At 68.5% G+C, this 13,292-nt stretch carries 12 protein-coding genes and 1 tRNA gene; 2 read left to right on the plus strand and 11 right to left on the minus strand.

Going from position 1 to position 13,292, the window contains the following annotated elements; genetic code table 11:
- Positions 1-87: 87 nt before the first annotated feature.
- The 10 genes from rpoB to ACIP4Y_RS16885 all read right to left on the minus strand — a co-directional run bounded on the left by rpoB (position 88) and on the right by ACIP4Y_RS16885 (position 9,966).
- Positions 88-3,573, minus strand: coding sequence for a DNA-directed RNA polymerase subunit beta (rpoB, locus tag ACIP4Y_RS16840; protein WP_401393521.1), 3,486 nt, complete (start codon positions 3,571-3,573; stop codon positions 88-90).
- A 548-nt stretch (positions 3,574-4,121) separates the two neighbouring features.
- The gene (gene rplL, locus ACIP4Y_RS16845; protein WP_030345391.1) at positions 4,122-4,511 is read right to left on the minus strand and encodes a 50S ribosomal protein L7/L12; all 390 of its coding nucleotides are present in this window, start codon (positions 4,509-4,511) and stop codon (positions 4,122-4,124) included.
- A 111-nt stretch (positions 4,512-4,622) separates the two neighbouring features.
- Complete coding sequence (gene rplJ, locus ACIP4Y_RS16850) at positions 4,623-5,153, minus strand: 50S ribosomal protein L10 (RefSeq protein ID WP_014674354.1); 531 nt, start codon at positions 5,151-5,153, stop codon at positions 4,623-4,625.
- Positions 5,154-5,603: 450 nt separating this feature from the next.
- Positions 5,604-6,518, minus strand: a complete 915-nt coding sequence (locus ACIP4Y_RS16855; protein ID WP_401393524.1) for a hypothetical protein — start codon at positions 6,516-6,518, stop codon at positions 5,604-5,606.
- 164 nt (positions 6,519-6,682) lie between these two features.
- Positions 6,683-7,408: a 50S ribosomal protein L1 gene (gene rplA, locus ACIP4Y_RS16860; protein ID WP_208033750.1), complete on the minus strand. Its 726-nt coding sequence runs from the start codon at positions 7,406-7,408 to the stop codon at positions 6,683-6,685.
- A gap of 107 nt (positions 7,409-7,515) precedes the next feature.
- Positions 7,516-7,950, minus strand: a complete 435-nt coding sequence (gene rplK / locus ACIP4Y_RS16865; RefSeq protein ID WP_030345386.1) for a 50S ribosomal protein L11 — start codon at positions 7,948-7,950, stop codon at positions 7,516-7,518.
- A 132-nt stretch (positions 7,951-8,082) separates the two neighbouring features.
- On the minus strand, positions 8,083-8,526 hold the full coding sequence (locus ACIP4Y_RS16870) for a hypothetical protein (RefSeq protein ID WP_401393527.1): 444 nt from the start codon (positions 8,524-8,526) through the stop codon (positions 8,083-8,085).
- A gap of 26 nt (positions 8,527-8,552) precedes the next feature.
- Positions 8,553-9,419 carry a transcription termination/antitermination protein NusG gene (nusG, locus tag ACIP4Y_RS16875; RefSeq protein WP_401393530.1) on the minus strand — a complete coding sequence of 289 codons (867 nt, stop codon included), beginning with the start codon at positions 9,417-9,419 and terminating at the stop codon, positions 8,553-8,555.
- A gap of 80 nt (positions 9,420-9,499) precedes the next feature.
- Positions 9,500-9,787, minus strand: a complete 288-nt coding sequence (gene secE, locus ACIP4Y_RS16880; protein ID WP_358646997.1) for a preprotein translocase subunit SecE — start codon at positions 9,785-9,787, stop codon at positions 9,500-9,502.
- Between the two features lie 106 nt (positions 9,788-9,893).
- A tRNA-Trp gene (locus tag ACIP4Y_RS16885) sits at positions 9,894-9,966 on the minus strand.
- A gap of 254 nt (positions 9,967-10,220) precedes the next feature.
- On the opposite strand from ACIP4Y_RS16885, the gene ACIP4Y_RS16890 reads away from it, so the two are divergent.
- Entirely contained in the window at positions 10,221-11,447 is a 1,227-nt protein-coding gene (locus ACIP4Y_RS16890; RefSeq protein WP_401393534.1) for a pyridoxal phosphate-dependent aminotransferase, read from the plus strand.
- A 127-nt stretch (positions 11,448-11,574) separates the two neighbouring features.
- The gene (locus ACIP4Y_RS16895; protein ID WP_401393537.1) at positions 11,575-12,615 is read left to right on the plus strand and encodes an adenosine deaminase; all 1,041 of its coding nucleotides are present in this window, start codon (positions 11,575-11,577) and stop codon (positions 12,613-12,615) included.
- Here ACIP4Y_RS16895 and ACIP4Y_RS16900 read toward each other — a convergent pair.
- The gene (locus ACIP4Y_RS16900; protein ID WP_401393540.1) at positions 12,560-13,267 is read right to left on the minus strand and encodes a hypothetical protein; all 708 of its coding nucleotides are present in this window, start codon (positions 13,265-13,267) and stop codon (positions 12,560-12,562) included. The two genes, ACIP4Y_RS16895 and ACIP4Y_RS16900, sit on opposite strands and share 56 nt — an antisense overlap.
- Positions 13,268-13,292 lie beyond the last annotated feature (25 nt).

Consider the following 13,292-nt stretch of genomic DNA (forward strand, 5'->3'; position numbering starts at 1 on the left):
TCCCTCTCAGGGTCGAAAGTCTGTGGTCTGATACGGGGGCCTGGGGGTCGGCGGGGCCCTGTGGGTGAGGGCCCCGCCGGACTCCCGTCAGACCTCTTCGACGCTGCTCGGCTCGCGCCGGGACAGGTCGATACCGAGCTCCTCCGCAGCGCGGAAGACGTCCTCGTCGGTGTCGCGCATCTCGATGGACATGCCGTCCGAGGACAGCACCTCCACGTTGAGGCACAGGGACTGCATTTCCTTGATGAGCACCTTGAAGGACTCGGGAATGCCGGGCTCAGGGATGTTCTCGCCCTTGACGATGGCCTCGTAGACCTTCACGCGGCCGGTGACGTCGTCGGACTTGATGGTCAGCAGTTCCTGGAGGGCGTACGCGGCGCCGTAGGCCTCGAGGGCCCACACCTCCATCTCACCGAACCGCTGGCCACCGAACTGGGCCTTACCACCCAGCGGCTGCTGGGTGATCATCGAGTACGGACCGGTCGAACGGGCGTGCAGCTTGTCGTCGACCAGGTGGTGCAGCTTGAGGATGTACATGTAGCCGACCGAGATCGGGTCCGGGAACGGCTCACCGCTACGGCCGTCGAACAGCCGCGCCTTGCCGGTCGGGAGCACCATGCGCTCGCCGTCCCGGTTCGGGATGGTGTGCTGCAGCAGACCCGCCAGCTCGTCCTCACGCGCACCGTCGAACACCGGGGTGGCGACGTTGGTGCCGGGGGCGACCTGGTCGGCGCCGATGGCCTGCAGGCGCTGGGCCCACTCGTCGGCGAGACCGGAGACGTCCCAGCCGCGGCTGGCGAGCCAGCCGAGGTGAATCTCCAGAACCTGTCCCGGGTTCATTCGGGACGGCACACCCAGCGGGTTGAGGATGATGTCGACCGGAGTTCCGTCCTCGAGGAACGGCATGTCCTCGATGGGCAGGATCTTCGAGATGACACCCTTGTTGCCGTGGCGGCCGGCGAGCTTGTCACCGTCGGTGATCTTGCGCTTCTGCGCGACGTAGACGCGGACCAGCTGGTTCACGCCCGGCGGCAGCTCGTCGCCCTCCTCACGGTCGAAGACGCGCACGCCGATGACCTTGCCGGTCTCGCCGTGCGGCACCTTCAGCGAGGTGTCACGGACCTCACGGGCCTTCTCACCGAAGATCGCGCGCAGCAGGCGCTCCTCGGGGGTCAGCTCGGTCTCACCCTTCGGGGTGACCTTGCCGACGAGGATGTCACCGGCGATGACCTCGGCACCGATACGGATGATGCCGCGCTCGTCCAGGTCCGCGAGGACCTCCTCGGAGACGTTCGGGATGTCCCGGGTGATCTCCTCGGGGCCGAGCTTGGTGTCACGGGCGTCGACCTCGTGCTCCTCGATGTGGATCGAGGAGAGGACGTCGTCCTGCACGAGGCGCTGCGACAGGATGATCGCGTCCTCGTAGTTGTGACCCTCCCACGGCATGAACGCCACGAGCAGGTTCTTGCCGAGGGCCATCTCGCCGTTCTGGGTGGCCGGGCCGTCGGCGAGGACCTGGCCCTCGATGACGCGGTCGCCCTCGTTGACGATGACCTTCTGGTTGACCGAGGTGCCCTGGTTGGAGCGGGCGAACTTGGCCAGGCGGTACGTGATGTACGTGCCGTCGTCGTTGGCGGTGGTGATGTAGTCCGCGGAGACCTCCTGGACCACACCGGCCTTCTCGGCCTTGACGACGTCGCCGGCGTCGACGGCGGAGCGGTACTCCATGCCGGTACCGACGAGCGGGGCCTCCGACTTAATCAGCGGAACGGCCTGGCGCATCATGTTCGCGCCCATGAGGGCACGGTTGGCGTCGTCGTGCTCGAGGAAGGGGATCATGGCGGTCGCGACCGACACCATCTGGCGCGGCGAGACGTCCATGTAGTCCACGTCCTCGGGGCCGACGTAGTCGACCTCGCCGCCACGACGGCGGACGAGCACGCGGCTCTCCTCGAAACGGAGGTCGTTCGTCAGCGGCGCGTTGGCCTGCGCGATGACGAAGCGGTCCTCCTCGTCGGCGGTCAGGTAGTCCACCTCGTCGGTGACCTGGCCGTCGATGACCTTGCGGTACGGGGTCTCGACGAAGCCGAACGCGTTGACCCGGCCGTAGGAGGCGAGCGAGCCGATCAGACCGATGTTCGGGCCTTCCGGCGTCTCGATCGGGCACATACGGCCGTAGTGCGACGGGTGCACGTCACGGACCTCGAAGCCGGCCCGCTCACGGGAGAGACCACCCGGGCCAAGAGCCGACAGACGGCGCTTGTGGGTGAGACCCGACAGCGGGTTGTTCTGGTCCATGAACTGGGACAGCTGGCTGGTGCCGAAGAACTCCTTGATGGAGGCGACGACCGGCCGGATGTTGATAAGGGTCTGCGGCGTGATCGCCTCGACGTCCTGGGTCGTCATGCGCTCGCGGACGACACGCTCCATACGCGCCAGACCCGTACGGACCTGGTTCTGGATGAGCTCGCCGACGCTGCGCAGACGACGGTTGCCGAAGTGGTCGATGTCGTCGGTCTCGACGACGACCGTCTCGCCGTTGTCGCCGGTCGTCTCGGTCTCGCCGGCGTGCAGCTTCACCAGGTACTTGATCGTCGAGATGATGTCCTCGACGGTCAGGATGCCCGCGTCCAGCGGGGTGTCCGTACCCAGCTTCTTGTTGACCTTGTAACGGCCGACCTTGGCGAGGTCGTAGCGCTTGGGGTTGAAGTAGAGGTTCTCCAGCAGCGTCTGCGCGGCCTCACGCGTGGGGGGCTCGCCCGGGCGCAGCTTGCGGTAGATGTCGAGCAGCGCGTCGTCCTGGCCCTGGGTGTGGTCCTTCTCCAGGGTGGCGCGCATCGACTCGTAGTCGCCGAACTCCTCGAGGATCTGCTCGGTCGTCCAGCCGAGCGCCTTCAGCAGCACGGTGACCGACTGCTTGCGCTTGCGGTCGATGCGGACACCGACCATGTCGCGCTTGTCGATCTCCATCTCCAGCCAGGCACCCCGGGACGGGATGATCTTGGCGGAGAAGATGTCCTTGTCGGACGTCTTGTCGATGGTGGAGTCGAAGTAGACACCGGGGGAACGGACCAGCTGCGACACCACGACACGCTCGGTGCCGTTGATGACGAAAGTGCCCTTGTTCGTCATGAGCGGGAAGTCGCCCATGAAGACGGTCTGGGACTTGATCTCACCGGTCTCGTTGTTGGTGAACTCGGCGGTGACGAAGAGCGGGGCGGCGTACGTGAAGTCGCGCTCCTTGCACTCGTCGATCGAGTTCTTCGGCGGCTCGAAGCGGTGGTCCCGGAACGTCAGCGACATCGACCCGGAGAAGTCCTCGATCGGAGAGATCTCCTCGAAGATCTCCTCCAGACCGGACTTGGTGGGGACGTCCTGACCGTTCTCCAGAGCCTCCTCGACCCGAGTCTGCCAGGCGGTGTTGCCGAGCAGCCAGTCAAAGCTCTCGGTCTGCAGCGCGAGCAGGTTCGGAACCTCGAGGGGCTCCTTGATCTTTGCAAAGGAGATGCGCAGCGGGGCGGTGCTGGCGCCGTTGTTCGTATTCGCGGTCGAGGCAGTGCGCGAGGCGGCCAAGAGGGGGTCCTTCCGAGGGCTCGGACTCACTACGCGCGTACCGGTCCCTCTCCCGTACACAGCGACGGAAACCCCAGGTCAGGGGGGCTCGGTCGACTGTGCTCGAGTGAGGGCAGACCCCTGGTGACGGGCAGGGGACAGCTAACAGGCAGCGCAAAGGGTCAGTGTAGCCACTTGGCACACTGATGTCCAGTGCGGGTTTTCGAAGACCCTCGTTGTGCTCAACACCCTTGTCAACGCCCTCGGCATTCCGCCCTCAACGCACGTTGATACTGCCCTCTTCGTCGTCGATCCATGCCTCGGATTCGGATCCTTGTGACGACGCGTCCTGAGAATTGCGCGCTGCGTGCGGTTCGTCAAGGGCTCCTTGCCGGAACCGGGACTACGGGAGACACGACGAAGATCACCTTACCCCTCACGAACACAGGTGCAAGGCAGGCCAGGCCGGGCCCCGGGGAACGCCGAAGGGCGACCACCCGGATGGATGATCGCCCTTCGGTGCGTTCGCGTTACAGCCCTAGCGGGCCGTTTCTGCGGTCGCGAAGGTCTTACTTGACCTCGACGGACGCGCCGGCGCCCTTGAGGGCCTCGGCGGCCTTGTCGGCCTGCTCCTTGTTGACCTTCTCGAGGACCGGCTTCGGGGTGCCGTCGACGAGGTCCTTGGCCTCCTTCAGACCCAGCGAGGTCAGCTCACGCACGACCTTGATGACCTGGATCTTCTTCTCGCCGGCGCCGGTGAGGATGACGTCGAACTCGTCCTTCTCCTCCTCGGCCTCGGCGGCGGCGCCACCAGCGGCACCACCGGCGACGACGACCGGCGCGGCGGCGGCGGCGGTGACGTCGAACTTCTCCTCGAAGGCCTTCACGAACTCGGAGAGCTCGATGAGGGTCATCTCCTCGAACTGGGCGAGCAGGTCTTCCTGGCTGAGCTTCGCCATGATGGCGGTCCTTCCACTCAAATCGGCAGGTGCCGGATGTACTGGGTAAGGCGGGCGTACGTCGGCCCGCTGCGACCCGCGCCGTTGGTGCGGGTCAGAAAGCGAGCCGAATTACTCGGCACCGCCCTGCTCGGCCTGCTTGGCGCGCAGCGCGTCCACGGTGCGGACGAGCTTCGACGGCAGAGCCTGGAAGACGGAGGCAGCCTGGGACTGCTTCGCCTTGAAGGCACCGGCCAGCTTGCTGAGCAGAACCTCGCGGGACTCGAGGTCCGCAAGCTTCTTGATCTCGTCGGCGGAGAGGGCCTTGCCCTCCAGGACACCGCCCTTGATGACGAGATTGGGGTTGTCCTTGGCGAAGTCACGCAGACCCTTCGCCGACTCCACCGGGTCACCGGTGACGAAGGCGACGGCCGTCGGGCCAGCGAAGAGCTGGTCCTCCAGCGTGATCCCGGCCTCCTTGGCCGCAATCTTGGTCAGCGTGTTCTTCACCACGGCGTACTGGGCGTTCTCACCGAGCGACCGGCGCAGCGTCTTGAGCTGCGCCACGGTGAGACCGCGGTACTCGGTCAGCACGGCGGCGTTGGAGCTGCGGAACTTGTCCGTCAGCTCCGCAACCGCGGCAGCCTTGTCGGGCCTCGCCATAGAGCCTCGGCCTCCTTCCGGGTGATTCGGACCGCGCGGACCCGAAGGAGGACTGGGTAAAACGAAACGCCCCGGCGCAGGCGCACGGGGCGGACTCGACCGGCCGCACACGCGCTGGGCGCGCGCACTCCGGGAGTCTTCCACTGTCACCTGCGCGGGTCGCCCACTTTTCAGCGGATCCTTCGGCCACCGCACCCTCATGCGAGCGCACGGCAACGACCAGCGGTCTTTGGCTTCTGCAAGAGAGTACGGGACCCGGGCCCGGTCGAGCAAATCGGCCGTTTGGGACCGATCCTCCCGGGGCAGGGCCGGCTTTCTGCCCGGGCAAGGCAGGCCTCTGGCCGGGGCAGGCCGGGCAATGGCGGCCAGGACCCCCCGAGGGGCGCTGAGCGCGCCTCAGGGGGTCCTGCAGGGCCGTCGGGCCTGGGGAAGGCCGGGAAGGCCCTCGGGTCAGGAGGTGGCGCCGGTGCCGCCCGTCAGGCCGCCGGACTTCATCATGTCCGCGAAGTCCTTGGTGTCGCCGGCCGGGGGCGCCTCGGCGGCGACCTTCACGCCGTAGTCGCTGTAGAGCGTGGTGCTGGTCATGGCGCCGTTGGTCGTGTCGGCCTTCTCGGTCTTCTTGACCAGCAGGTCCTGGTCGTTGATCCAGACGTCGACGGTCTCGGTGGTGACGCCGGCCTGGGTGAGCTGCTTCTTCAGGGCGGACATCTGCTCGGCGGTGAGGTCGCTGGACTTCTCGGCGAGGTCGGCGACGTCGACCTTGCCCGAGTAGTGCGTGGTGTGGGCGCCGGAGACCGTCTCCTCGCCGACCTTCTTGACGTCACCGGAGGCCAGCAGCAGCTTCACGGACTGGTTCGGCGTGGAGTTCTGGAGCTGGTCCTTCATGAAGGACCCGGAGGCGCCGCCGAGCTTGGCGAGGTCGTCGTAGGAGTACTTGATCCAGTGCTTGCCGCCGCCCGCCTGCTGGGCGTAGGCGTCGCTCATGTGCGCGTAGTAGGCGTCCGGCAGATACCGGGCCTCCATCGACGCGGTGCCGGCCTTCTTCATCATCTCGGCCATCTGGCCGCCGGTGTACGTGATGGTGAGGTTGCCCTGCAGGCCGTCGCCCCAGGTGAGGGCGCCGTTGGCGGTCATCGACATGAGGTCGCCGACGGAGGTGGTGGAGCGCACCTTGGCCGAGTCGGCCTTGTCGGTGGACTTCTCGGCGGAGCGCAGGGCCGCGATGGGGCTGACGTGCGTCACCGTCTTGCCGGCCGCCTTGCCACCGTCCTTGCCGGAGTCGGAGGAGCCACAGGCGGCAACCCCGGTCAGCGCGGCAACCACCGCTATGGAAAGGGCCGCCCTGCGCGCGGTAGTGCTGTTCATCTACTCCCACCCCTATTGCGTGTCCCGTGCCTGCACCGTAATCCAGGCCACTGACAGTCGTACGAAAGGTCGCACAAAGAAAGGACGGGCCCGGAACCTCCAGGGTTCCAGGGCCCGCCCTTTTTACGCGTCCGTGACGCGGCTACCGGCTCCGAGCCTCAGGCTCAGACGGCGGCCGGGTCCTCCTCGACGAGGAGGTTGCGGGTGCGGTTCGGGTCGACCGGGATGCCGGGGCCCATGGTGGTGCTGACCGCGGCCTTCTTGATGTAACGACCCTTGGCGGCGGACGGCTTCAGACGGAGGATCTCCTCCAGCGCGGCGCCGTAGTTCTCCACCAGCTTGGCGTCGTCGAAGGACGCCTTGCCGATGATGAAGTGCAGGTTCGAGTGCTTGTCGACGCGGAACTCGATCTTGCCGCCCTTGATGTCGGTGACGGCCTTGGCCACGTCGGGGGTGACGGTGCCGGTCTTCGGGTTCGGCATCAGACCACGCGGGCCGAGGACGCGGCCGAGGCGGCCGACCTTGCCCATGAGGTCCGGGGTGGCGACGACGGCGTCGAAGTCCAGACGGCCCTTCGCCACCTCGTCGATGAGCTCGTCGGCGCCGACGATGTCGGCGCCCGCGGCACGCGCGGCCTCGGCACGGTCGCCGGTCGCGAAGACCAGGACCCGGGCGGTCTTACCGGTGCCGTGCGGAAGGTTCACGGTGCCACGGACCATCTGGTCGGCCTTGCGCGGGTCGACACCCAGACGGAAGGCGACCTCGACGGTGGCGTCGAACTTGGTCGTGGAGGTCTCCTTGGCGAGACGGACGGCCTCGAGCGGGGCGTACAGCTTCTCCCGGTCGACCTTGGCGTCCGCAGCGCGGAGAGCCTTGCTGCGCTTGCTCACAACTGCTCCTGTGTGTTCTGAAAGGAGTCGTGGTCACTGGGCCGAGCAGGCCCTGCCACGCGCGGCTGCGTATCCCTGGCAGCCGCATGACTTACGAAAGGTGGGGTTCAGCCCTCGACCGTGACGCCCATGGAACGCGCGGTACCGGCGATGATCTTCGCGGCGGCGTCCAGGTCGTTCGCGTTCAGGTCGGGCATCTTGGTCTGGGCGATCTCGCGGACCTGCGCCTCGGTGATCTTGGCGACCTTGGTCTTGTGCGGCTCGCCGGAGCCCTTCTCGATGCCCGCGGCCTTGAGGATCATCTTCGCGGCCGGCGGCGTCTTGGTGATGAAGGTGAAGGAACGGTCCTCGTAGACCGTGATCTCCACCGGGATGACCCAACCGCGCTGCGACTCGGTCGCGGCGTTGTAGGCCTTGCAGAACTCCATGATGTTGACGCCGTGCTGACCCAGCGCCGGGCCGACCGGCGGAGCCGGGTTGGCGGCGCCGGCCTGGATCTGGAGCTTGATGAGCCCCGTGACCTTCTTCTTCTTGGGAGGCATGCTCTCTCCGGGTCCTTACTGAGAGGTTGACTGCCATCCGTGCACGGGACCTGCACCCATGGGGGCAAGATCACACAGATGGCATACCGCACCACGATAGCCGCTTCCCCACCAGACAAGAAATCGCCCTGGTCAGGCGGGTTGCGCGGGACCTCGAGACCGTCGCTCGCGCAGGTACGCGACTGCGCCCGGCAGGGTGAGCACGGTCGCCGCGCCCGGTACGGCGAGCAGCGCGGCCACGGTCCCGCGTCCGGTGTCCTCGGCGAGCGCGACCCGCCGCGGGTCTCCGGGCGCGTGCCGTACCTCCACTGTGTCACCTTCGGCATGCCCACGCGCGCGCGTGCCGAGCGGGAGGGCGGCCGTGACCTCCTCGCCCGCCAGCGGGAAGGTGACGCTGCACCGGCCCAGGACGCACGCACCGCCGTGGAAGGTGGCCGTGGCCGGCTCCGCGTCGCGCAGTTCGCTCCGCAGCCAGGCCGCCGGCAGGCACACGGCGTACGCCGCCACCAGCAGCGCCGCCGCGGCGCAGAGGACGGCGGGGCGTACACGGCGAGAGCGCCCCGGCCCGGTGCTCACCGGTGGGGCGCTCTCGGGCGACGTGATCAGTTCTTCTGGATCTGGTCGAAGGACAGCTCGACCGGGGTCTCGCGGCCGAAGATCTCGACCAGGCCCTTGACCTTCTTGGAGTCGGGGTTGATCTCGTTGATGGTCGCCTGGAGCGTGGCGAACGGGCCGTCGGTGACGGTGACCGAGTCGCCGACCTCGAAGTCCAGGACCTGGACCTCGACCTTGCGCTGCGGGGCGGGCTTGCCCTCGGCCTCGGCGGCCTCGCGGGCGGCCTTCTCCTCGGCCTCCGGGGCGAGCATCTTGACGATCTCGTCCAGGGTCAGCGGGTACGGGTCGTAGGCGTTGCCGACGAAGCCGGTGACGCCGGGGGTGTTGCGAACGACGCCCCAGGACTCGTTGGTCAGGTCCATGCGGACCAGGACGTAACCCGGCAGCTTGTTCTGCTTGATCGTCTTGCGGTCGCCGTTCTTGATCTGGACGACCTCTTCCTGCGGCACCTCGGCCTGGAAGATGTAGTCCTCGACGTTCAGCGAGACGGCGCGCTGCTCCAGGTTGGTCTTCACGCGGTTCTCGTAACCCGCGTACGTGTGGATGACGTACCACTCGCCGGGCAGGGTGCGCAGTTCCTCGCGGAGGGCCTCGACCGGGTCCACCGGGGCGGCCGGCTCCTCCTCGGCGGCCTCCTCGCCGGCCTCGGCGACGGCGGCCTCCTCGTCGGCCTCTTCGTCCTCGGCCTCGGCGTGCAGGGCGGCCTCCTCGGCCGGCTCACCCGCCTCGGCCTCGGCAGCCTCGAACTCGTCCTGCTCGTCCGCGCCCTCGACGATGTCGAGCTCGTCATCCACCGTCTCGGCAGCCAGCCCGCGGGGCTCAATGGCGTCGTCGTTCAGGTTCGGGTCAGACACGATGGCTGCTTCTTCCTGGATACATAGGGGTGGAACATGCGAAAACGGGCGCCGGTGCCACGGCGCCCTTCGCTCTTGGCTCAGCCGAAGACGTACTTGGCCGCGTGGTTGAGCCCATAGTCAATCACGGTCACCAGGGCGATCATGATGACGACGAAGAAGATCACCACGGTGGTGTACGAGGTCAGCTGGTTGCGCGTCGGCCAGACGACCTTGCGGAGTTCCGCGATGATCTGGCGGTAGAAGGTGGCCAGGCGCTTGAGCGGGCCCTTCTTGGCGCGCTTGCCGCCCTTGCGGGCCTTCTTCTTGGACTCGGGCACCTCGTCCTGGGCATCAGGCGTGTCGATGGAGCCCACGGCGTCCGTCATTGTCCTCACCTGGTCCCGGGTCGTGGCCGTGCCGCGCCCGGTTTCTGAGCCGCACGGCGGTGCATTGCTGTACGTACATGCGCACACATCCTGGCGGTGTGTGTAGCAGGGCCGGAGGGACTTGAACCCCCAACCGCCGGTTTTGGAGACCGGTGCTCTACCAATTGAGCTACGACCCTTTGTGTGTCCCCCAACGTACCGCATCCGACCGGGTGCTCGTTGTGCACCGGCCCGGCTGCTGAAGGCCAACGAGGTGAGAGTGTACGTGGTCCACGGCCCGGCGTCGAACAGAAAGCGCCCGTCCGGGGCCGCGTGGCTGAAGATCGTCCTGGCCGGAGGCCGGATTCGGACCCGTGTTCACGACTCGACCCTTCCTGTTCAGTCTGTGAAACCCGTGTGCCGCGCGCATTTCCGGTCTGGAACGATGGGCCGCATGAGCGCTGCAATCCCTCCCACCGAGCGCCGGGTCTCCGCCCGAGTCGGCGCGATCTCCGAGTCCGCCACCCTCGCCGTGGACGCCAAGGCCAAGGCCCTGAAGGCCGCCGGGCGTCCGGTGATCGGCTTCGGCGCCGGTGAGCCCGACTTCCCGACCCCGGACTACATCGTCGAGGCGGCCGTCGAGGCCTGCAAGAACCCCAAGTACCACCGCTACACCCCGGCCGGCGGCCTGCCCGAGCTGAAGGCCGCGATCGCCGCGAAGACGCTGCGCGACTCGGGCTGGGAGCCGGACGTCTCCCAGATCCTCGTCACCAACGGCGGCAAGCAGGCCATCTACGAGGCGTTCGCCGCGATCCTCGACCCGGGCGACGAGGTCATCGTCCCGGCGCCGTACTGGACGACGTACCCGGAGTCGATCCGCCTGGCCGGCGGTGTCCCGGTCGAGGTCGTCGCCGACGAGACGACCGGCTACCGGGTCTCGGTGGAGCAGCTGGAGGCGGCGCGCACGGAGAAGACGAAGGTCGTCCTCTTCGTCTCCCCGTCCAACCCGACCGGCGCGGTGTACTCCGAGGCCGAGACCGAGGCGATCGGCCGCTGGGCCGCCGAGCACGGCCTGTGGGTGCTCACCGACGAGATCTACGAGCACCTCGTCTACGGCGACGCCGTCTCGGTGTCCCTGCCGGCGCTCCTGCCCGAGCTGCGCGACAAGTGCATCGTGGTCAACGGTGTGGCGAAGACGTACGCCATGACCGGCTGGCGCGTGGGCTGGGTCATCGGCCCGAAGGACGTCGTCAAGGCCGCGACCAACCTCCAGTCGCACGCCACTTCGAACGTCTCCAACGTCGCCCAGGTGGCCGCCCTGGCCGCCGTCTCCGGCGATCTGGAGGCCGTGGCGACGATGCGCGAGGCCTTCGACCGGCGCCGCAAGACCATCGTGCGGATGCTCAACGAGATCGACGGCGTGGTCTGCCCGGAGCCCGAGGGCGCCTTCTACGCCTACCCCTCGGTCAAGGCGCTGCTCGGCAAGGAGATCCGCGGCAAGCGCCCGCAGGACACCGTCGAGCTGGCCGCGCTGATCCTGGAGGAGGCCGAGGTCGCGGTCGTCCCGGGCGAGGCCTTCGGCACGCCGGGTTACCTGCGGCTGTCGTACGCGCTCGGTGACGAGGACCTCGTCGAGGGCGTGAGCCGGATGCAGAAGCTGCTGGCGGAGGCGCGGGACTAGTTCCCGGCGCCCAGGCGCGCGTGCGGGCCGTTTCCCTCCGGGGAGGCGGCCCGCTTCTGTGTGCGAGCAAGACCACGTCAGGGGAAACGGCTACCGGGACAGCGGTGACGTACGGCAGGATCTGGGAATGGAGCGTGTACGTGATCTCTCTGAGCTGCCGAAAGCCCATCTGCACCTGCACTTCACCGGCTCGATGCGGCCGGCGACGGTCCTGGAACTGGCCGACAAGCACGGCGTCCGTCTGCCCGACGCGCTGACGGAGGCGCTGACCAGCGGTGAACCACCGAAGCTGCGGGCCACGGACGAGCGGGGCTGGTTCCGTTTCCAGCGGCTGTACGACGCGGCGCGCTCCTGCCTGCGCGAACCCGAGGACATCCGGCGCCTGGTCCGGGAGGCCGCCGAGGAGGACCTGAAGGACGGCTCGGGCTGGCTGGAGATCCAGGTCGACCCGACGTCGTACGCGCCCCGGCTGGGCGGTCTGATCCCGGCCCTGGAGATCATCCTGGACGCGGTGGAGACGACCTCCCGGGAGACCGGTCTCGGCATGCGGGTGCTGGTCGCCGCGAACCGGATGAAGCACCCGCTGGACGCGCGCACGCTGGCCCGGCTGGCGGTGCGGTACGCGGACCGGGGCGTGGTCGGTTTCGGGCTCTCCAACGACGAGCGGCGGGGCATGGCGCGGGACTTCGACCGGGCCTTCCACATCGCGCGGGAGGGCGGTCTGCTGTCGGTGCCGCACGGCGGTGAGCTGACCGGCCCGGCGTCGGTCCGGGACTGCCTGGACGACCTGCACGCGGCGCGGATCGGGCACGGGGTGCGCGCGGCCGAGGACCCGCGGCTGCTGAAGCGGCTCGCCGACCGGGGTGTGACCTGCGAGGTGTGCCCGGCCTCGAACGTGGCGCTCGGCGTGTACGAGAAGCCGGAGGACGTCCCGCTGCGCACGCTCTTCGAGGCGGGCGTCCCGATGGCCCTCGGCGCCGACGACCCGCTGCTGTTCGGCTCCCGGCTGGCCGCCCAGTACGAGATCGCCCGCACCGCGCACGGCTTCACGGACGCCGAGCTGGCGGAGCTGGCCCGTCAGTCGGTGCGCGGTTCGGCCGCCCCGGAGGAGGTCAAGGCACGCCTGCTGGCGGGCGTGGACGACTGGCTGGCACGCCCGGCGGTCTGAAGTGGGCGTACGGCGGATAGGGCTTGAAGCCGATCATGACCTCGACGGGGTGCCCGCCGCCGGGCGGATCGACCAGGGGCAGGAACGATCCCAGGTACGCCATGCGTCCATCGCCGACACCCTTCTGATACGGCCCCCGGCTCGCCGCGTACGCGAAACCGGTGGCCGCCTCGGCGAACACGCCCCGGCTGCCGAAGAGGAAAAACGTACGCGCGTGCGTGGCGTGCCGCAGCTCGTCCCGGCAGCCGGCCCGGTCCCGGCGTTCGCGCCGCGCGGCGGCGTCCCGCCCGGTGCGTGCCTCGTCGGTGCGGACCGTCAGCGGGGTGCCCTGTCGTAGCCTGCGGCGCAGGTCGGGCCACTGGCTGGGGCGCAGGCCGAGGCCGTGGTGGGCGAGGACCAGGTCGACCGGCTCGCCGACGCCCTCGTCGGGCGGGACGCCGTCGCGCAGCGGCACATGGACGATCGTGTGCCGGGAGCAGGCGGCGAAGGAGAACAGTCCGGCGAGCCGGCTGAGCCCGTCGTGGTCGCCGACCAGCAGGCCGATGGGGTCGGGGGCGCGCAGTGAGGTGTGGCGCAGGGGGTGCCGGGGCTGGACGATCCGGTGGGTGTACGGCCCGGAGCGGGGCCGGAACTCGCGCAGCCTCAGCCGCATGTGCGGTGCCTCATGGCAGCAGGGT

Source organism: Streptomyces sp. NPDC088810 (assembly GCF_044750305.1).
In the GTDB taxonomy this organism is placed as follows: Bacteria; Actinomycetota; Actinomycetes; order Streptomycetales; family Streptomycetaceae; genus Streptomyces.

Coding starts and splice junctions, on each gene's coding strand:
- secE (WP_358646997.1), bottom strand. CDS start 9,787: ATGACGGACGCCGTGGGCTCCATCGACACGCCTGATGCCCAGGACGAG.
- rplL (WP_030345391.1), bottom strand. CDS start 4,511: ATGGCGAAGCTCAGCCAGGAAGACCTGCTCGCCCAGTTCGAGGAGATG.
- rplJ (WP_014674354.1), bottom strand. CDS start 5,153: ATGGCGAGGCCCGACAAGGCTGCCGCGGTTGCGGAGCTGACGGACAAG.
- ACIP4Y_RS16900 (WP_401393540.1), bottom strand. CDS start 13,267: ATGCGGCTGAGGCTGCGCGAGTTCCGGCCCCGCTCCGGGCCGTACACC.
- ACIP4Y_RS16895 (WP_401393537.1), top strand. CDS start 11,575: ATGGAGCGTGTACGTGATCTCTCTGAGCTGCCGAAAGCCCATCTGCAC.
- ACIP4Y_RS16890 (WP_401393534.1), top strand. CDS start 10,221: ATGAGCGCTGCAATCCCTCCCACCGAGCGCCGGGTCTCCGCCCGAGTC.
- rplK (WP_030345386.1), bottom strand. CDS start 7,950: ATGCCTCCCAAGAAGAAGAAGGTCACGGGGCTCATCAAGCTCCAGATC.
- ACIP4Y_RS16855 (WP_401393524.1), bottom strand. CDS start 6,518: ATGAACAGCACTACCGCGCGCAGGGCGGCCCTTTCCATAGCGGTGGTT.